We start from the raw sequence: 19027 nt of genomic DNA on the forward strand, positions 1-19027 counted from the left end.
AGCGGTGCGAGTCATCGAGGTGCGGGAGATTTGTCCGCTTCGACCGCCGAGACGCCCGATTCTGCCGGTACTTCTGCCGGTTTCCCCCAGAACTTTCGGCAAAGTGGTCACAGACCGCTTTGTGCCGACTCCGTAAGGCTGCGCCGGTCAGGCCGCGGCCTGCTGCTCGTCGGTGCCGGCCGTGGCGCACGGGTTGACCGCGTCGCGGATCTGGCGCAGCGAGCCGAGCATCGTGTCGAGCTGGGCCGGGGTGAGCTGGCCGATGAACCACTGCTGGAGCAGCTCGAGATGGCCGGGCAGCACCTGATCGAGCCGTTCCCGGCCGGCGTCGGTGATCACCGCGAACGAGCTGCGCCGGTCGCTCGGGCAGGCCTCGCGACGCACCAGGCCGTCACGGTCCATGCGGTCGACGACACGGGTCACGCCGCTGGTCGACAGGGAGGTCTGACCGGCGAGGTCGGTCATCCGGAGCCGTCGGCCGGGCGATCGGGCGAGACGCATGAGCACCTCGAACTCGACGCCGGAGAGGCGATGCTCCTCGAACTGAGCCGAGAAGCGGTTGGTCAGGCCGGTGAACGCCTCGGCGAACAGGCCGAACGCGGTGAAGCGGGGGTCATCCAGATCCGTACTCACGAGCACCATCGTACACCGGACCTTGACAGGGGGAATATTGCTTGGCATATTGTTGCTCCGTCAGACAAGCATCAACCCCGTGTCCTGGGAAGAAGGAACAGTCATGACCGAGTCCATCGCCACCACCCGTCCGTACGAGGGCCTGCAGATCCCCGCCGCCGGCACGTACGACTTGGATGCGGCGCACAAGCGTGTCGGTTTTGTGGCGAGACACCTCATGGTCAGCAAGGTTCGCGGCCAGTTCGCCGACGCCTCCGCGGTCGTCACGATCGGCGAGGACCCGCTGCAGTCGGCCGTCGAGGCCACGATCAACACCGCCAGCATCGAGACCGGCCAGGTCGACCGGGACAACCACCTGCGCAGCGGGGACTTCTTCGAGTCCGAGAAGTACCCGACGATGACCTACCGCAGCACCGGCATCAAGAGCCACGCCGGCGGCGAGTTCGTGCTCAACGGCGAGCTCACCATCAAGGACGTGACCAAGCCGGTCGAGCTGCTCGTCGAGTTCGAGGGCGCCGGCACCAGCCCGTACGGTCAGGCCGTCTTCGGCTTCAGCGCGACCGCCGAGATCGACCGCGAGGCGTGGGGCCTGACCTGGAACATGGCCCTCGAGAGCGGCGGCGTCATGGTCAGCAAGAAGATCAAGATCGAGATCGAGGGCGAGGCCATCCGCCGCGCCTGATCGACCACAGTCCACTGTCGAACCGCCGTCCGGAATCCCGGGCGGCGGTTCTGCGTCCGGTGGCGCGACCTCCGTACGGGATGGCAAGGTAGACCGAGCGCAAGCAATCGCTCACAGAGTGGTGATCGACGTCCGTCATGTCCTGGCCGCCCGGGAGGGTAAGTGGGCAAGGAGCTCGCGACCGTCGTCTTCGCCCCCGAGGATCGGATCACCTACCGCCACAAGGTGCGCCGATGCCTCGACGTCTTCGCCCAGATGTTCGACCGGGGCGCCTTCTCCAGTTCCGAGGGCATGATCGGGCTCGAGCTCGAGCTCAACCTGATCGACGGGGATGCCCGGCCCGCGATGCGCAACGCCGAGGTGCTCGCCCGGCTCGCCGATCCGGACTTCCAGACCGAGCTCGGCCAGTTCAACATCGAGCTCAACGCACCACCGCGGTCGATCGGCGGCCACGGCCTCGGCGACTACGAGCGTGATCTGCTCGACAGCCTGCGCCGGGCTACCGAGAAGGCCGGCTGCGGCATCGTGATGATCGGCATGCTGCCCACGCTGTCACCCGACGACCTGGTGCTCGGCAATCTCAGCGTCAACGAGCGCTACCGGCTGCTCAACGACGAGATGGCCGGTGCCCGCGGCGAGCAGTTCGACCTCGACATCCGGGGCGTCGAGCAGCTGCGCAGCGCCAGCGACTCGATCGCGCCCGAGGCGGCCTGCACGAGTGTCCAGTTTCACCTGGAGGTGCCGCCCGACCGTTTCGACCGCTTCTGGAACGCGTCCCAGGCCATCGCCGGAGCCCAGGTGGCGATCGGCGCGAACTCACCCTTCCTGCACGGCCGGCGGCTGTGGGCCGAGACCCGCATCGCGCTCTTCCAGCAGGCCACCGACATCCGCCCGGACGAGCTCAAAGCCCAGGGTGTGCGCCCGCGGGTGTGGTTCGGCGAACGCTGGATCACCTCGGTCACCGACCTCTTCGCGGAGAATGTCGACTTCTTCGAGCCCCTGCTCCCGATCCTCGACGACGAGGACCCGCACGAGGTGCTGAGGGCGGGCGGGGTGCCCCGGCTGGCCGAGTTGCGCCTGCACAACGGCACGGTCTACCGCTGGAACCGGCCGGTCTACGACGTGATGGCCGGCCGGCCGCACCTGCGGGTGGAGAATCGCGTGCTGCCGTCCGGGCCGACCGTGATCGACCTGCTGGCCAACGCGGCGTTCTACTTCGGCCTGGTGCGCGGGCTGGCCGACCAGGAGAACCCCGTCTGGTCGCGGTTGCCGTTCGAGGCCGCCCGCGACAACTTCCACGCCGGCGCGGTGGCCGGCATCGAGGCGACGGCCTATTGGCCCGGCCGCGGCGAGATCCCGGTGGCTGAGCTGGTGCGTTCGGTTCTGCTTCCGCACGCGTACGAGGGTCTGGACCGCTACGGGGTCGACCCGGCGATCCGTGATCGACTGCTGGGAATCATCGACGAGCGCTGCCGCCTGGGCCGCAACGGGGCGTGGTGGCAGACCGAGACCGTACGCCAGGCCGAGCAGCGCGGCCGGTCCCGGAGCGAGGCCCTGCGGGAGATGCTGCTGCGCTACACCGAGCTGCATCACACCAACGAACCTGTGCACACCTGGCCGCTCTGACGCCGCCGTCCCGCTCGACATGGCCCGCAGCCGCTCGGCCAGTACCGTCGCCCGTTATGGTTTCGGGTTGATTTTGGCGATGGTCGGCGCTGTGGGCGGCGGCGTCACAGTGGACTTCGGCGGCGGCGGCGGTGCTGCTGCGGCCTTCCGGGGTCGTGGACGAGGGCGGGCGGCCGACGCGATCTCGGCGTCGGTGATGATCGCCGCTGGGGCGGCCTTGCCGTTGTTGCCGCGCGGTGCGGCGTCGGGCTTCGGCTGAGGGCCGGGCGACGACTCGGGTGCGGCCCGGCCGGGCGCGGGCTGGTGCGGGATGGCTTGGTCCTCGGCGCGGGGTTTGGCGCTGGGTTCGGCGCGCGGCTTGGCGCGGCCGAAGAAGCTGGTCCTCGGCTTGGCCGGTGGTGGGGCGGTGGGGGGTGCCGCGGCCGTCCGGGAACGGCGGTTGGCCAGGGTGCGGGCGGTGGTCACGGCCAGGGTGGAGCCGGCCAGGCCGGCCAGGACCGCGTACGGGGCGATCAGGTAAGCCGATTCGATGGCACCCAGGCTGCCGGTCAGGCGGGGGGCCAGGGCCAGGAAGGCGATGGCCACCAGCAGCGGGCCGGCGATGCCGGAGGTGGCGGCCCCCACACCGAGGTCGCCCCGGCGGGCGGCGGGGGCGGCGGCGAGCACGCCGATCAGGAAGGCGGCGGCCAGCGTGAGCAGGGCGCTCGGCCAGAAGATGGTGCCGTAGCGGCCGCTGGTGGCCACCTCGGCGAACTGCCAGCTGGTCAGGTAGGTGGCCGAGTCGCGGTTGACGGTCAGCTCGACCACGATGGCGGCGATGGCGAGCGCCCACAGCCAGATCCCGGTGGCCGTCAGGTTGGCTGCGACCGGCCGGGACGACACCGCCCAGAACGCCACGACCAGGCCGAACAACAGGCCGGCGGCCGCGTAGCCGCCCGCGACGACCTGTGGCGAGAAGGTGTCCAGCCGTACGGCGGAACGGGCCGGAAGCGCGATCAGCGCGACCGTCACGAGGGCCCCGACGGCCGCGCAGGCGGCGAGGGCGAAGCGCCAGGCGGCGCTGGTCTGTGGACCCGGACCACCGCGGTATCGGCTGCCGAGCACGGCTCCGAAGACCGTGGCGCTCGCCGTGATCCAGAACGCCCAGCCCAGGCTGCCCAGCCAGGCGCTGTCGTCCGGGGTCGGCGTCACCGGCCACACCACGACGCCCAGACCGTAGCCCAGGCCCAATTGGGCGGCGCCCATCCCCGCGGCGGCGCCCGCCGCGGTGGCTATCCGCGCCGTCCAGCCCTTGTCCGCCATGCGCCGCACTGTAGCGGCACCCGCCGATGCCTGCGAATCGGTGCCGCGCTGCTCGTGGATCTCTGTCACCCGTAGCCACCTGGTGTGTTTGTCCTGCGGAGGCCAGACACGTCCCGCAAGATTCGATACGTTGACCAATGCTGGTGAACGAGCCCGAGGAGTGGCGATGTCCGACGAGAGCGACGAGACGCGACGTTTCTCGCCCGGCGACGACCCCTCGGAGCAAGCCGCCCCAAAGCACCCTGACCCAAAGCACCCGGACCCGGAGCACCCTGACCCAAAGCACCCGGACTCGGAGCCCTCTGGCACGGAGGCCCCTCGGCCTGACGGATCGGAACAGCCCCTGGATTCCACCCAGGTGGACGGCGCGCCGATCGACTCGACCGTCGGCCGGGCCACCGTGCCGGCGCCCGACGACGAGGACACCCTGCCCGGCCGGGGACCCCAGGACGACGACACCCTCGATGACGTACGCCACGTGCCGACGATCCGGGACGAGCCGACGGTGGTCACCGACCGGCCCGGTTCGACCGCGGTCATGCCGCCGGTGGGCGACGACGACTGGGCGCCGAGCCGGGCCAACCCCGCGTGGTCGGGGCGGGCCGAGGTACGCGCACCGCAGCCGGGGCGGGGGTATCCCGAGGTCGACTGGGCGGCGTCGTCCCCACCCCAGCAGCGCGACCGCTGGTGGATGCCGATTGTCGTCGGCATCATCGCGTTGGTCCTGCTCGCCGTGCTGGGCTGGGCGGTCTATCTGCTGGTGAACGATTCGGACGGCGATCAGGCACCGGCTCCGCCGGCCGCGAGCAGCGTGGTGGCCCCCGCCGAGACCACCGCCACGACACAGACGACGTCACCCAGCGCGACGCCGACCACCACCGCGCCGTCGCCGTCGCCCTCGCCGACCCCGACCACGTCCGAGCCGACCGGTGGCGAGCTCACCATCCCGGCGCTGCGCGGGCTGGCGTTGCCCGAGGCGCAGGCGGCGCTGCGGTCGACCGGCCTGAACTACCGGCTCATCTATCGCCAGGCGCCCGACGTGCCGGCCGGCACGGTGATCGACAGTGATCCGGTGGAGGGGCAGGAAGTGCCACCGGACACGACGGTCACTCTGGTGGTCGCGGCCGAGGCCACGGGCACACCGACGACCGAGCCCACGGAGGATCCGGGCGCGGGTCAGAACTAGCGGTTGGTGCGGACCGTCCGAGCCTGCACGGTGCCGCTGACCAGGCCGGGCTGACGGCCGTTACGGGCGCGGGGGTCGGGCGCCTTGCCGACGGCGCGGAGGCCGCTGACCTGTACGAAGATCGATCGCCGCTCCACCGCGTCGCCCGCTGCGTTCAGCTCGTATCCGTCCAGCCAGATCCAACCCTCGTAGGTCGGCCAGTCGTGGACCCGGATGACACGGAACAGCATCGGCGCTGCGAATTGGACGCTCGCCGCCTTCGTCACGTGGAGAACATCACCGGACCGAGGAAGCACGTCATCTCTCCTGCCCTGAAACTTCGTCGCGGGACGAACCTTGACACGAAAGCACCAAGTGTGCCCGGCAAAAACTGCAGTGCAAGCCCTGGATGATGCCAATCACCAAAAGCGTTGCACAACGTCACCATCACCGATCCCGGGACCGCCCGTAAGTGGATCAATCCACCCTGGACGGTTTATGAGATCAGCAACCGGTGAACAGTGGCGAATCGGTGTGTCTAGCGGGCCCCGGCCACGTCGCCCGTTAGGGCGCAGTGACGTCGGCCATACCGAAAAGATTGCACCACGAGTGCGGTCGATGCAAGTTGCATGTCAGCCCTTCGTGATTACCGATCGGTAGGCGACGGTCAACTTGAATCGTTAAATGATCGACAGGAGACTGGTTGTTGTGAATCAACATCGCAGTCCCACCATTCGCCGCCGCCGGCTGGGGGTCGAGCTGCGCCGGCATCGGGAGGCGGCCCGCGTCACGATCGACGTCGTGGCGGAGCGACTCGGTTGTTCCACGTCCAAAGTGTCCCGAATCGAAACGGGACATACGAGTGCCACGCCGAATGACGTTCTGGCCATGATGGACATTTACGGCGTAACCGACGAGATCAAGTCGGAACTTGTCCAAATTGCCCGAGAAGCACGGCAAAAGGGATGGTGGCACCCATTTTCCACGGTTCTGACCGGTGCGTATGTCGGACTGGAGGCGGCCGCGCGGGTCGTCCGCACGTATGAATCGCAGGTCATTCCGGGACTGCTGCAGAGCGAAGAGTATGCAATTGCGATGATTCGGGCCGCCCGACTGGGGGACAGTGACCAGGACATCGAACGGCGCGTGCGCGTCCGGATGGAACGACAGTCGTTATTGATTCAGGACGATCCGATCGATCTTTGGGTGGTGCTCGATGAGGCGGTGGTGAGCCGGCCGGTCGGCGGCGACAAGGTCATGCGTGATCAATTAGCCAGATTGATCACGACGGCCCGGTTGCCGAACGTCACGGTGCAGATCTTGCCCTTCGCGGCGGGCGCGCATGCTGGGATGGACGGCACGTTCGCCATTCTCGAGTTCGAGGAGGAGGGCGACGCCGACGTGGTGTTCACCGAGAACGCGACCGGTGGCCTGTTTCTGGAGAAGGCCGAGGAGCTCAGCAAGTACACCTCCATCTTCGAGACCATCAGGACGTCGGCCCTCCCACCGGGAGAGTCCATCGAGATGATTCAAATGCTGGCAGAGGAGCCATTGTGGAAATCGAAGCGAAGGGTCTCCGGGTCGATCTGAGCCGGGCGCAGTGGTTCAAGAGCACCCGCAGCGGACCGAACTCCGACAACTGCGTCGAGGTGGCGTTCGTGGACGAGGCGATCGCGGTGCGCGACTCCAAGAACCCACAGGGAGCGGCGTTGATCTTCACCGCCGCCGAGTGGGACGCGTTCGTCGGCGGGGCCAAGGACGGCGAGTTCGACCTCTGAACCCGTCTGGCCCCGCCACGGTGCGGCCGGCCCTCCCGTCCGGCGCGGGGGAGCCGGCCGTAGTCATTTCCAGGCTCGCCTCGTTGAACGCCAAAAGCGCGGACCGGACCGCGCACACCGGCGGGGTCAATTACCCGAACGAGGGCAAGGCAGACAGATGACGATTGGTTCGGAAAACCTCAGCAGCTCGACGACGGCGCAGGACCGGTTCAGCGGCGGGGTCAGCGCCTACCGGCAGAATCGGCGCGAAGCCGCGCTGGGCGACACCACGGACGGCGAACTGTTGTCTCGCGGCAGCTCCTCGGGCCTGCCCACCCGCTCGCCGGGCCGGTCCCACAGCATCGAGTCGTCCAGCCCGCTCGACCGTTCGGCCGGCCTGCCGTCGCTCGACCTGCCCGGGCTGACCGAGCCGGTCTTCCCGTCCAGTGGCTGGCCCGACGCGGGCTCGTCGCAGTCGATGGCCGACCACCCGCTGCTGCGCGGCCTGCTCCTGGAGTTGCCCGCCCGCGGCACCCTGCCCCCCTCGGACTGGCTGGACCGGTGGTTCGAGGCGGCGCGCTCGATCCTCGAGCTGCTCTATGTGCAGGAAGCCAAGAAGGGCTGAGCCCGGCTCATCGGGAGTCGACCGGGGCCCGCCGCCGGCTGCGGCCGATCGGGGCCAGGACCTGCACGCTGAGCCGGCTGTGCCGCAGGCCGGCGCGGATGCCGATGGCGAGCACGGCGACCCCGACCACGGTGATCGCGATGCCGGCCAGGTCAGCACCGGGAACGGTGACCAGGCCGCCCGCGATCGGCAGGCTGAGCAACGTCGCCAGACCGGTGACCTGCAGCGGCACCAGGATCAGCGGATGGGCGGCGGCCGCGCGCAGAGCGGGCGGCACCGGAGTCTGCGGCGCGGCGGCGAAGGCTCCCGCGCCCCGGCGCACCTGGGTCACCCGGCGCAGCGTGGCGACGAGCACGAACAACGCGGGAACGGCGGGCGCGAGAGCCGCCGCCGGAGCCGCCGAGTCGCCCGGCAGGAGACCGGTCACCAGCGGGATGGCGACGAACACGCCCGCACCCCCGGCAACCACCGCGGTGAGCAGGCCGGCCCGGCGGCGCAGGTCGAGCGCGGACCGGGCCGAGGGCAGCGCGTCGGCCAGGAGCCCGGCGGTGAGCCAGACGGCGACGAGGGCGCCGGCGAGAATGAGGTCCGCGACGATGTTCACAATCGACAGCGTTCACCCGATCGGGAAACCAGGAAACCGGGTTATCACCCCACCGGCCCCGTAGGGGAGGTGTCGTTGCCTACCCTGAGACGCTGGTTATACCGCGAAGGTCGTCACCGGCTCGGTGGTCGCCGGGGGCGGGGTGGCCTTCCACAGCCCGGTGCGCTGAGCGGCCAGGCGGGCCAGATAGGCCGGGTTGAGCAGCACATACCGCTTCCACAGCCGTTTCGGCTCGAGGCCCAGGCGCCACAGCCACTCCAGCGCGTACTTCTGCATCCACGCGGGCGGGTTCTTCAGCAGACCGGCGTGATAGTCGAACGCGGCGCCCACGGCGAGCAGCGGCATGTCAAGAAGCGGACGCATCGCGTACGTGAAGATCTCCTGCCGCGGGCAGCCGAGCCCGACCAGGACGATGCGCGCGCCGGACGCCTTGATCCGCTCGGCGATCTCCTCGGCCTCACCCGGGTGGGAGGTGCGGAACTTGGAGGCCTCGACCCCGGCGATCTTGAGGGCGGGGAACATCGCTTCCAGCGCCGGCACCAACCGGTCGAGGGTGGGCTGCGTGGAGCCGTACAGATAAAGAGGTAGACCCTCGGCGGCTGCCTGCTCGACGACCTTGAGCGTCAGCGTCGGCCCGTAGACCCGGTCGGCCAGGCCCGCGTGGTGCACGGTGTTCAACGCCCAGCGCACGGGCTGCCCGTCCGGCGTCACCAGGTCGAAGGAGTTGAGCCGGCGGTTGTGCGCCTTGTCCTGCACGCCGGTCATCACCCCGTGCACCGCCAGCGCTGTCACCGCGTAGGGCCGCCGCTCCCGGGCCGCCTCGAGGATCCGCGCCGTGGCGTCGGCGTAGTCGGTGACATCAACCAACACCCCCAGCACGCTGCGCTTGCCCGTCTGGGTCGCGGCCTGTTCGGCAGTCACGGTGCGGCTCCTGATGAGTGGTGTACCCCGGCGAATACCGGCGCCGAGCATAACGAGTCCCACAACAGGATGTTCCAGCCCCGCCACCCAGCCCGACAGATCCCCACACCCAGCCCCAAGGGCGACCAGCGCGAGACCAGCGCGACCAAGATCACCCGGGTCCGGAACGCGGCCCAAATCAGCCATCCGAGCCCCCCGAGCCACGCCCGGCCGACCTTGGCTCAGAGTTGGAACCACAACGTGACCAAGTAACACAGAGCCACATTCCACCCCGCCACGAGCGCAGCGAGTGGCCAAACGACAAGGCGTGAGATATCCCTCGCAGCGCACAAACGCACCGTGGGGTTTCAGGGGGCTCGGCCCCCTGAGTAAACATGAAGAGGCGCCGCGGTCCGCGCTTCTCAGCGGACAGGCGGCGCCTGCGACTCGTGACTCGTGGGGATGGGGGGAGTTGAACCCCCACGTCCTTTCGGACACACGGACCTGAACCGTGCGCGTCTGCCATTCCGCCACATCCCCGTGGCTTTATGAGACCAGGCTGTGGGCCTGACTTTTTGTTACGGGCTGCGACAGACTACGCTGTCGCACGTCACCAAGCGAGTTGATATCGCCCTTGACGCCAGGGAAGACTAGCACGGCGTCTACGGGTGTCATACGAGGGTCAGAAGTGCCGGTCGTCCTTGCTCTACGGATGCGCAAGCGGCGGCCGGATACCATCATGTCCTCGGAAGCCGAGGAGGAGCCGGTGAGCGTGCTGCAGCGCTTTGAAAAGCGATTGGAAGGCCTGGTTGAAGGGGCCTTCGCCAAGGTCTTCAAGGGTGTCGTGCACCCGGTGGAGATTCTGAATGCCATGCAGCGGGAGGCCGAGGCGCACAAGGCCATCCTTGCCGGTGGCCGGACGCTGGTGCCCAACCGCTATGTGATCGACCTGTCGCCGTACGACCACAGCCGGCTGGCGCCCTACGCCGCCGCGCTCGCCCAGGAGCTCGCCCAGTCGCAGGCGGAGTTCATCGGCGAGCAGGCGTGGACCGTCTACGGCGATGTGATCGTCGAGATCGAGCGTGGTGACGGGCTCGACACGGGCATGTTCCGGGTCACCGCCGAGGTCTACACCGGTGGCGAGGTCGCCCCGGTGCAGCAGCCGGCGTATGACGCCGGCCCGCAGTACCCGCCGTACGAGCAGCAACAGCAGCACGGCGGTGGCTACCAGCAGCACGGCGGCGGCGCGCCCAACGGGCGGGGCGGCGTGGGCCTCATCTCCGGCGACGGGCGCACCTACCCGTTGCAGATGGGCTCGACCGTGATCGGCCGTGGTGACCAGGCCAACCTGCGTCTGCCCGACGTCGGCATCTCGCGCCGGCACGCCCGGCTCGACTACGACGGCAACCAGGTCGTGCTGACCGACCTGGGCTCGACCAACGGCACGATGGTGAACGGCCAGCGGGTCTCGGCGGTGGCGCTCAACCCGGGCGACATGATTCAGCTGGGGACCACCACGCTGACGTTCCGAGTGGACGGCTAGGCACCTTGCCTGAATTCGTCCTCACCGTCGCCCGGTTCGGCTTTCTCATCCTGCTGTGGATCTTCGTGTTCACTGTCGTCGGGGTGATCCGCCGGGATCTCTTCGCTGGGGTCCGGTCCAAGAGCATCGTCGCCAGCCCTCGGGGGGTGGGTGGCGCGGTCCCCGAGGGCCGGCCGGCAGCGAAGGCGAAGCGCGGTAAGGCGGCCCGGCAACTCGTGGTCACCGCCGGCAACCTGGCCGGCACCCGCATCACGCTGGGCGAGGCTCCCATCACCATCGGCCGGGCCGAGGATTCGACGCTCGTCATCACCGACGACTTCGCCTCGGCGCGGCATGCGCGGCTAGTTCCGCGGGATGGCCAGTGGTTCGTCGAGGACGTCGGCTCGACGAACGGCACCTATCTCGACCGCGGTAAGGTCTCCGGACTTACTCCCGTCCCCCTTGGCGTGCCGATCCGCATCGGCCGCACTTCACTCGAGTTACGGCCATGACCCTGACCCTGCGCTATGCCGCTCAGAGCGACCGCGGTCTGATCCGAGACCTGAACCAGGACTCCCTCTATGCCGGGCCGCGGCTTCTCGCTGTCGCCGACGGTATGGGCGGCATGGCCGCTGGTGACGTCGCGTCCAACATCGTCATCGCCGCGATGGCGCCGCTCGACGAGGACGTCCCCGGGGACGCCATGGTCGACGCGCTGCGTCACGCCGTCGGTACGGCCAACCAGCACCTTCGTGACACCGTCGACGCCAACCCGCAGCTCGAGGGCATGGGCACCACGCTGACCGCGGTGCTCTTCTCGGGCAGCAAGTTCGGCATGGTGCACATCGGTGACAGCCGTGCCTATCTTCTCCGTAACGGTGAGTTCGCCCAGATCACCAAGGACGACACGTACGTCCAGATGCTGGTCGACGAGGGCCGGGTCAGTCCGGAGGAGGCGAGCAGCCACCCGCAGCGGTCGCTGCTCACCCGCGCGCTCGACGGCCGCGACATCGACCCGGAGTATTCGGTTCGCCAGGTGCTCAAGGGCGACCGCTATCTGATCTGCAGCGACGGCCTGTCCGGCGTGGTCAGCTCGGAGACGATCGGTCAGACGATGCGCGAGCTGGCCGACCCGCAGGCCTGTGTCGAGCGGCTGGTGCAGCTGGCCCTGCGCGGCGGTGGTCCCGACAACATCACGGTCGTGATCGCCGACGCGACCGACGCCGACATCGTCGAGCAGGCCCCGATCGTGGGAGGTGCCGCCTCGATCGACCGCGGCAACAACACGGTCGCCGACAGCTCGACCTCGGCCGCCCGGGCCGCCGCGCTGCAGGCGCCGCGCCCGGCTCAGCCGCGGACCGAGAGCGAGAGCTACGCCGAGCCGCAGCCCAAGGGTCATCCGGTGCGGGCCACGCTGCTCGTGCTGGTGCTGCTCGGGGTGCTCGGCGGCGGTCTGTGGCTGGGCTACGAATACACGCAGAAGCAGTATTACGTCGGGGCCACCGAGGCCGGGCAGCTCGCGATCTTCCGCGGTGTGCCGGGTCAGATAGCCGGCCTCGACCTGTCCAGCGTGAACGAGACCAGCCCGTCCCGGCTCGACGACCTCACCACGGTCGCGCAGGACCGGGTCAAGGAGGGCATCCACGCCGACGACCGGCCGGACGCCCAGCGGATGATCGCCGAGCTGACCGACGACGTACCGTCGAACCCGAACCTCAAGCCGCTCTGCATCACGCCCACCACCGCGCCGGCTCCCACGTCGGCACCGCCGGTCGCGCCCTCCACGGGGACGAGCGTCCGTCCGGGCAGCACCTTGGCCGGCAACTCCTCGGGTCGTCCGGCGATCGGTTCGCCCTCTCCGGGCAGCTCCGTCGCGGCGCTGCCGTCCGTGCCCACCACCACGCCGTCCGCTCAGGCGTCCGAGTCCGCGCCCGCTGCCGATCCGGTCGGGTGCCGGACCGTCAACTGAGCTTCGGCTCGACCATGTCTGGGGATTCTTCTTGACCGCGCCCGCCGTACCTGCTTCCTCGCCCGCTTCCACGGGCGAGATGGCGCGTATCCCGGGAATGAAGACCCAGCGCAATGCCGAGCTGGGTCTGCTCGCGTTCGCCATGGTGCTGGTGGCGGCCTACGGCGCCACTGTCGAGGCGGCCCGCATCGGCGAGATCACCGCGACTTTCTGGGTGCCGGCCGCTCTGCTGAGCGTGCTGTTCCTCGGTCTGCACGCGGTGGTGCGCTACACCGCGCCGTACGCGGATCCGGTGATCATCCCGGCCGTCGCGCTGATCAACGGGCTGGGCGTGGGGTTCCTGCGGCGGCTCGACATCGGCGACGCGCTGAGCGAGAAGCAGCCGATTCCCGGCATCTTCTCGGGCATCGGCGGCCGCCAGCTGGCCTGGACCCTGATCTCGCTGATCCTGGCCGCGGTGCTGCTGCTGGTGGTCCGCGATCACAAGGTGGTCTCCCGGTACGCGTACACCCTGGGTCTGACCGGCATCGTGCTGGTGATGATCCCGGCGGTGCTGCCGGGCAGCATCTCCGAGGTCAACGGGGCCAAGCTGTGGGTGCGGATCGGGTCGTTCTCGATCCAGCCGGGTGAGTTCGCCAAGCTGGCCCTGGTCTCCTTCTTCGCCTATTACCTGGTGCGCAAGAGAGAAGTGCTGTCGCTGGCCAGCCGGCGGGTGCTCGGCATCGACCTGCCCCGTGGCCGTGACCTCGGTCCGGTTGTCACGGTGTGGCTGCTCAGCCTCCTGGTCCTGGTCTTCGAGAAGGACCTGGGCACGGCGCTGCTCTACTTCGGTCTCTTCGTCGTGACGCTCTATGTGGCCACCGAGCGCGCCAGCTGGCTGATCATCGGTCTGCTGCTGTTCTTCGGCGGCGTCTACGTGGCCTACCTGCTCGGTGACACGGTGGGCGGGCCGTTCGCCAACTTCTACGACCGCGCCGAGGTCTGGCTCGACCCGTTCTCGTCGGCCAATTACAACCGGGAATTCGGCAGCAGCTATCAGCTGGTGCAGGGGCTGCTGTCGCTCGGCACCGGCGGGTTGTTCGGCTCGGGTCCGGGCGCCGGACTGCCCCGGTTCGTGCCCGAGGTGCAGAACGACTTCATCTTCGCCGGCATCGGTGAGGAGATCGGCCTGTTCGGTCTCTCCGCGCTGCTGGTGCTCTATCTGCTCATCGTCGAGCGGGGCCTGCGGTCGGCGCTGGCCGTGCGGGACTCGTTCGGCAAGCTGGTCGCCGGCGGTCTGTCGTTCACCCTGGGCTTGCAGATCTTCGTCATCCTGGGTGGTATCACCGGGCTGATCCCGCTGACCGGTCAGACGACCCCGTTCCTCTCGGCCGGCGGATCGTCGCTGATGGCCAACTGGCTGCTGATCGCCATGTTGCTGCGGATCTCGAACGCGGCACGCGGACCGGCGGCCGGTGGGGCCGGCGGCGACCGGGCCGGTGGCGGACCCAAGAAGGCACCAGCGCAGCTCCACGGCGCCATGACGGAGGTGATCAAGCCGTGAACGCACCACTTCGGCGGGCGGGCGTGGTCATCCTCGTCCTGTTCGGCCTGCTCTTCGCGAACCTCAACTGGGTGCAGGCGTACAAGGCCGACGACTACCGCACGAGCGACTACAACCGCCGGGTCGTGGTCGCCCAGTACGAGCGGCCGCGCGGCATCATCGAGGCCGGCGGCACCGGGGTGGCGACCAACCGTGCCACCGACGACGCCCTGAAGTACCTGCGCGTCTATCCCCGCAAGGAGGTCTACGCGCCGATCCTGGGGTACCGTCCGGTCGGCCTGGCCGCGACCGGCATCGAGCACTCCGAGAACGACTTCCTCTCCGGCGAGAGCGACAAACTCTTCGCCGACCGGGTCAAGGACATGTTCACCGGCAACAACACCGGTGGCGGCAACGTGCTGCTGACGATCAACCCCAAGGCTCAGGAAGCGGCCTGGAAGGAGCTCGTCAACAACGAGCGCGGTGTCCAGAAGGGCGCGGCGGTCGCGATCGACCCGCGTACGGGGGCCGTGCAGGCCATGGTCTCGATGCCCAGCTTCGACCCGAACACGCTGGTCACCCATGACGAGAAGGCCGCCTCGGCGGCCTACAGCAAGCTCAACAAGGACCCTGACCAGCCGCTGCTCAACCGGTCGACGGCCGAGACGCTGCCCCCCGGCTCGACGTTCAAGGTCATCGTCGCGGCGTCCGCCCTGCAGAACGGCTACACGACCTCCAGTGAGATCGAGGCGGGCCGCGAATACCGGGAGAGCGGCGCGGTCATCCGCAACGCCGAGGACGAGGTCTGCCCCGGCGGCCAGATCGACCTGAAGGAAGCGCTGACCGAGAGCTGCAACACCGGCTTCGCCCGGCTCGGCGTCACCCTGGGCCGCGACAAGGTGCTGGCCGCGGCCAAGGCCTTCGGCTTCTCCGACGACCAGCTGACCGTCGGCAACCTCGAGGGCAACGGCCTGCCGGTCGCCGCGAGCGAGACCGGCAAGATCACGAACCCGGACGGCAGCGTCGACAAGGGCGCGCTGGCCCAGTCGTCGATCGGTCAGCGCGACGTGCGGATGACGCCCCTGCAGGGCGCGCTGATCGCCGCGACGGTGGCCAACGGGGGCAAGCAACAGCGTCCCTACCTGGTGCAGAAACTGCTCACGCCCGATCTGCGGACGATCTACACGGCCAACTCCAAGACGCTGCGTACGCCGATCAACGAGCAGGTCGCGGCCGACCTCAAGGACATGATGGTCAGTGTCGTCGAGAACGGCACCGGCCGGCAGGCCCGGACCAGGGGCCTGGAGGTCGGCGGCAAGACCGGAACGGCGCAGAACGCCGAGGGGGCCGACCCGCACGGCTGGTTCATCGGCTTCGCCTACGACGACAAGGGTGAGGCGGTTTCCGCCGTCTGCGTCATGCTGGAGAACGTGCCCGGCGGTCACGCGAGTGCCGAGGCGGCCCGGATCTCCGGGCTCATCATGAAGGCCGCGGCGGGTCAGGGAGGGGACTGAGCATGATCAGCCCTGGGGTGACCCTCGGCAGCCGGTACCGCCTCGACGAGCGGATCGCCGGCGGTGGGATGGGTGATGTCTGGCGCGGCACCGACGAGGTGCTGGGCCGGACCGTCGCTGTCAAGATCCTGCTGCCCGCCCTGCTCGACGAGCCCGGCTTCGCCGAGCGGTTCCGGGGCGAGGCCCGCACCATGGCCACGATCAACCACCCCGGGGTCGTCGACATCTACGACTACGGCAGCGACCAGCAACTCGCGTTCCTGGTCATGGAGTATGTCGAGGGCGACGCCCTGTCCCGCACGCTGAGCCGGGTCGGCCGGCTCACCCCGGCCCGCACGATGGCGCTGATCGCCCAGGCCGCCGACGCGTTGCAGGCGGCCCACGCCAACGGCATCGTGCACCGCGACGTGAAGCCCGGCAACCTTCTCGTACGCCCCAACGGCACGCTCGTGCTGACCGACTTCGGGATCGCCCGCTCGGCCCTCGTCGGCCAGCTCACGGTGGCCGGCTCGGTGCTGGGCACGGCGTCCTACATCTCGCCCGAGCAGGCGTCCGGCGCGGTCGCCACGCCGGCGTCGGATGTGTACGCGCTCGGCGTGGTCGCCTACCAGTGCCTGTCCGGGCACCGGCCGTTCGACGGCGCCACCCCGATGGAAATCGCCATGAAGCACGTCCGGGAGACGCCCCGGCCGCTGCCCGGCGACATCCCGCCCCAGGTCCGCGTGATCGTCGACCGGGCGCTGGCCAAGGACCCGAACGCTCGCTGGCCATCAGCTTCCGCGCTCGCCGCAGTCGCCCGGCAGGCTGCCGCCTCACTGTCCTCGACCGCGCCGCAGCCGGCCGGTCACTCGGCGCACGTGGCCGGTCCGATCAGCCCGGCGGGCGTACGCCCACCGACCGGCGCCCCGATCTCGGGCTCACCGATGTCGGGCCCGGGCCGTCCGCCGTATCCTCCGGTTCCCCGCCCGGTCTCGGGCCACCGCGGCGCCGCGTCGGTGCCGTCCGGCCCGCCCGCGCCCAAGCCCGTGAGCCAGCCCGTTCAACCGCAGGCCTATCGCCAGCCGTATCAACCACAGGGGACGCCGGCGGCCAAGCCGCAGAGTTCGGGCGGCCGGCAGGTGCTGATCGTGCTCGCCGTGGTCCTGGCTCTGCTGGTCCTGCTGTGTGCCGGGGTCATCTCGTTCCTCTACAAGCAGGGCCAGGTCACCAGCAGCGGCAGCGGCGCGCCGATCAGCGCGACCGTCGTCCGCACGGGCGTCACCGGTGGGGATCCACAGGCGGCGTCGTACCGTCTAACCAAGCAGACCGGCGCGAACCCCGGCTGGATACGAGCTAACGAAGGACGACAGACGCTATGACGGCGCAGGCCCGCCTGCTCGGTGGCAGGTATCAGGTCGGCGAGCTCCTGGGCTACGGCGGCATGGCCGAGGTGCACCGCGGACGCGACCTCAGGCTCGGCCGGGACGTGGCGATCAAGATGCTGCGGACGGATCTGGCCCGTGACGCGACGTTCCAGGAGCGCTTCCGTCGCGAGGCGCAGAACTCGGCGGCTCTCAACCACCCGGCCATCGTCGCTGTCTACGACACCGGCGAGGAGATCTCGGCGACCGGCGAGAAACTGCCGTTCATCGTCATGGAGTTCGTCAACGGGCAGACCCTCAAGGAGCTGCTCGCGCAGGAGCAGCGCCTCCCGACCCGCCAGGCCCTCGAATACATCGCCGACATCTGCGCCGCCCTGGAGTTCAGCCACCGGCACGGGATCATCCACCGGGACATCAAGCCCGGCAACGTGATGATCACGCAGAACGGCCAGGTCAAGGTCATGGACTTCGGCATCGCCCGGGCCCTGGCCAGCGGCGCCACCACCATGACGCAGACCAGCGCGGTCATCGGCACGGCGCAATACCTCTCACCCGAGCAGGCCCGGGGCGAGGCGGTCGACGCACGCTCCGATGTGTACGCGGCGGGCTGTGTGCTCTTCGAGCTGCTGGTCGGCAATCCGCCGTTCGTCGGCGACAGCCCGGTCAGCGTCGCCTACCAGCACGTGCGCGAGGAGCCCAAGGCGCCGAGCGAGATCAACCACGACGTCCCGCCGGATGTCGACGCCATCGTGCTCAAGGCGCTGGCCAAGAACCCGCTCAACCGCTATCAGAGCGCGCAGGAGATGCGGGCCGACGCGCTGCGGGCCGTGGCCGGCCGGCCGGTCCTGGCCACCCCGGTGATGTCGCAGGCCGAGACGATGGCCATGCAGGGCCCGCCGCAGTGGCAGCCGCAGGGCGCCACGACGGTGCAGCGCACGATGCCCGGCGGCCCGCCGCGGCCGCCCGAGCGCCGGTCGTCCTCGTGGGTGTGGGCCGGGCTGGCCGCGCTCGGTGTGCTGGTCGTGGTGGTGCTCGGCGTCGCGCTGCTCAACGAGCGCAACAACGAGAACAACAACGCCGGCAGCCAGACCCCGTCGTCGGCCCCGGTCACCATCAAGATGCCCGACCTCTCGGACATGACCAACGCCCAGGCGCTCAAGGCTCTGCAGGCGGCCGGCATCCCCGGCTCCCGCATCGCGGCGGACGCGCCCACGTTCGGCTCGGACTGCAAGGGCACCGTGATCGATCAGGATCCGAAGGGCGGCGCCGCGGTCGACGACACCCAGACGGTCAGCTACCAGTTGTGCCAGAAACCGGAGAAGGTCAAGGTGCCGACCAACCTGGTCGGCTCGACCCGGGACAACGCGCAGAACCAGCTCAAGAGCCTCGGCTTCAAGGTGAACCCCGAGGAGACCGACAGCCTTGAGCCCCCCGGCATCGTGACCAGCGTCGAGAAGGAAGGGCGCCAGGTCGACCCGGGCACCACGATCACGATCAAGGTGTCCAACGGCCGCCTGGTCAAGGTCCCCGACGTGGTCGGCAAGCCGCAGGGGACGGCGACGGGCATCCTCGAGAACGCCGGCCAGTTCAACGTCGCCATCACGCTGGTGCAGGCCGAGGGTGAGCCGGGCACGGTCGTCGAGCAGAATCCCAAGGCGAACTCGACCGCCGAGAAGGGTGATCAGGTGACCTTGACCGTCATCGGCGAGCCCGACCCCGGCGAGACCGAGCCGAATCCGGACGACACCGAGTCGCCCGGCACGGGCGACGACGGGGGCGGCACGGGCGCCAACGGGTTGATCGGGAACTCGATCGGCACAGCCCGCCGGCCCCTCGGCTGAGAAC

The 19027-nt window shown here is 69.4% G+C and carries 18 protein-coding genes and 1 tRNA gene; 13 read left to right on the top strand and 6 right to left on the bottom strand.

Translation table 11 applies throughout. The features are described from left to right. Positions 1-147: 147 nt before the first annotated feature. Positions 148-642: a MarR family winged helix-turn-helix transcriptional regulator gene (locus tag NAG42_RS20100; protein WP_250031940.1), complete on the bottom strand. Its 495-nt coding sequence runs from the start codon at positions 640-642 to the stop codon at positions 148-150. A gap of 94 nt (positions 643-736) precedes the next feature. Here NAG42_RS20100 and NAG42_RS20105 point away from each other — a divergent pair, with 94 nt between their 5' ends. Continuing rightward, positions 737-1315 carry a YceI family protein gene (locus NAG42_RS20105; RefSeq protein WP_250031942.1) on the top strand — a complete coding sequence of 193 codons (579 nt, stop codon included), beginning with the start codon at positions 737-739 and terminating at the stop codon, positions 1313-1315. 162 nt (positions 1316-1477) lie between these two features. Then, on the top strand, positions 1478-2941 hold the full coding sequence (locus tag NAG42_RS20110) for a glutamate-cysteine ligase family protein (protein ID WP_250031943.1): 1464 nt from the start codon (positions 1478-1480) through the stop codon (positions 2939-2941). A gap of 54 nt (positions 2942-2995) precedes the next feature. Here the strand turns inward: NAG42_RS20110 and NAG42_RS20115 are convergent, their stop codons facing one another. Next, a complete protein-coding gene (locus tag NAG42_RS20115; RefSeq protein WP_250031945.1) occupies positions 2996-4243 on the bottom strand; it encodes a Hansenula MRAKII killer toxin-resistant protein 1 in 1248 nt (415 codons plus the stop codon). A 358-nt stretch (positions 4244-4601) separates the two neighbouring features. On the opposite strand from NAG42_RS20115, the gene NAG42_RS44935 reads away from it, so the two are divergent. Next, entirely contained in the window at positions 4602-5429 is an 828-nt protein-coding gene (locus NAG42_RS44935; protein ID WP_250031947.1) for a Stk1 family PASTA domain-containing Ser/Thr kinase, read from the top strand. On the opposite strand, the gene NAG42_RS20125 is transcribed toward NAG42_RS44935, so the two are convergent. Further along, positions 5426-5725: a hypothetical protein gene (locus tag NAG42_RS20125; protein ID WP_250031949.1), complete on the bottom strand. Its 300-nt coding sequence runs from the start codon at positions 5723-5725 to the stop codon at positions 5426-5428. The genes NAG42_RS44935 and NAG42_RS20125 overlap by 4 nt on opposite strands. A gap of 391 nt (positions 5726-6116) precedes the next feature. Between NAG42_RS20125 and NAG42_RS20130 the strand changes: the two genes are divergently transcribed. From NAG42_RS20130 to NAG42_RS20140, 3 genes are all read left to right on the top strand, one after another. Then, entirely contained in the window at positions 6117-6998 is an 882-nt protein-coding gene (locus NAG42_RS20130) for a helix-turn-helix domain-containing protein (protein ID WP_250032149.1), read from the top strand. Continuing rightward, positions 6968-7186: a DUF397 domain-containing protein gene (locus NAG42_RS20135; RefSeq protein WP_374271526.1), complete on the top strand. Its 219-nt coding sequence runs from the start codon at positions 6968-6970 to the stop codon at positions 7184-7186. The genes NAG42_RS20130 and NAG42_RS20135 overlap by 31 nt, the downstream gene beginning before the upstream one ends. Before the next feature lie 157 nt (positions 7187-7343). After that, entirely contained in the window at positions 7344-7790 is a 447-nt protein-coding gene (locus tag NAG42_RS20140; RefSeq protein WP_250031951.1) for a hypothetical protein, read from the top strand. A 7-nt stretch (positions 7791-7797) separates the two neighbouring features. Here the strand turns inward: NAG42_RS20140 and NAG42_RS20145 are convergent, their stop codons facing one another. The 3 genes from NAG42_RS20145 to NAG42_RS20155 all read right to left on the bottom strand — a co-directional run bounded on the left by NAG42_RS20145 (position 7798) and on the right by NAG42_RS20155 (position 9834). Beyond that, positions 7798-8394, bottom strand: coding sequence for a hypothetical protein (locus NAG42_RS20145; RefSeq protein ID WP_250031952.1), 597 nt, complete (start codon positions 8392-8394; stop codon positions 7798-7800). A 96-nt stretch (positions 8395-8490) separates the two neighbouring features. Then, complete coding sequence (locus NAG42_RS20150) at positions 8491-9315, bottom strand: WecB/TagA/CpsF family glycosyltransferase (RefSeq protein ID WP_250031954.1); 825 nt, start codon at positions 9313-9315, stop codon at positions 8491-8493. A 436-nt stretch (positions 9316-9751) separates the two neighbouring features. Next, a tRNA-Leu gene (locus NAG42_RS20155) sits at positions 9752-9834 on the bottom strand. 199 nt (positions 9835-10033) lie between these two features. Here NAG42_RS20155 and NAG42_RS20160 point away from each other — a divergent pair. The 7 genes from NAG42_RS20160 (at position 10034) to pknB (ending at position 19023) form a co-directional block, all read left to right on the top strand. Beyond that, on the top strand, positions 10034-10837 hold the full coding sequence (locus NAG42_RS20160; RefSeq protein ID WP_250031956.1) for an FHA domain-containing protein: 804 nt from the start codon (positions 10034-10036) through the stop codon (positions 10835-10837). Positions 10838-10842: 5 nt separating this feature from the next. Next, the gene (locus NAG42_RS20165; protein WP_250031958.1) at positions 10843-11328 is read left to right on the top strand and encodes an FHA domain-containing protein FhaB/FipA; all 486 of its coding nucleotides are present in this window, start codon (positions 10843-10845) and stop codon (positions 11326-11328) included. Further along, the gene (locus NAG42_RS20170; RefSeq protein WP_250031960.1) at positions 11325-12785 is read left to right on the top strand and encodes a protein phosphatase 2C domain-containing protein; all 1461 of its coding nucleotides are present in this window, start codon (positions 11325-11327) and stop codon (positions 12783-12785) included. The genes NAG42_RS20165 and NAG42_RS20170 overlap by 4 nt, the downstream gene beginning before the upstream one ends. Positions 12786-12864: 79 nt before the next feature. Continuing rightward, entirely contained in the window at positions 12865-14328 is a 1464-nt protein-coding gene (locus NAG42_RS20175; RefSeq protein WP_250031963.1) for an FtsW/RodA/SpoVE family cell cycle protein, read from the top strand. Next, on the top strand, positions 14325-15821 hold the full coding sequence (locus tag NAG42_RS20180) for a penicillin-binding transpeptidase domain-containing protein (protein ID WP_250031964.1): 1497 nt from the start codon (positions 14325-14327) through the stop codon (positions 15819-15821). Before NAG42_RS20175 ends, NAG42_RS20180 begins: the two co-directional genes overlap by 4 nt. 2 nt (positions 15822-15823) lie before the next feature. Beyond that, positions 15824-17179, top strand: coding sequence for a serine/threonine-protein kinase (locus tag NAG42_RS20185; protein WP_250031965.1), 1356 nt, complete (start codon positions 15824-15826; stop codon positions 17177-17179). Further along, positions 17176-19023, top strand: coding sequence for a Stk1 family PASTA domain-containing Ser/Thr kinase (pknB, locus tag NAG42_RS20190; protein ID WP_250031966.1), 1848 nt, complete (start codon positions 17176-17178; stop codon positions 19021-19023). Before NAG42_RS20185 ends, pknB begins: the two co-directional genes overlap by 4 nt. Positions 19024-19027: the final 4 nt, after the last annotated feature.

Source organism: Paractinoplanes maris, from assembly GCF_023544465.1.
Lineage (GTDB): Bacteria > Actinomycetota > Actinomycetes > Mycobacteriales > Micromonosporaceae > Actinoplanes > Actinoplanes maris.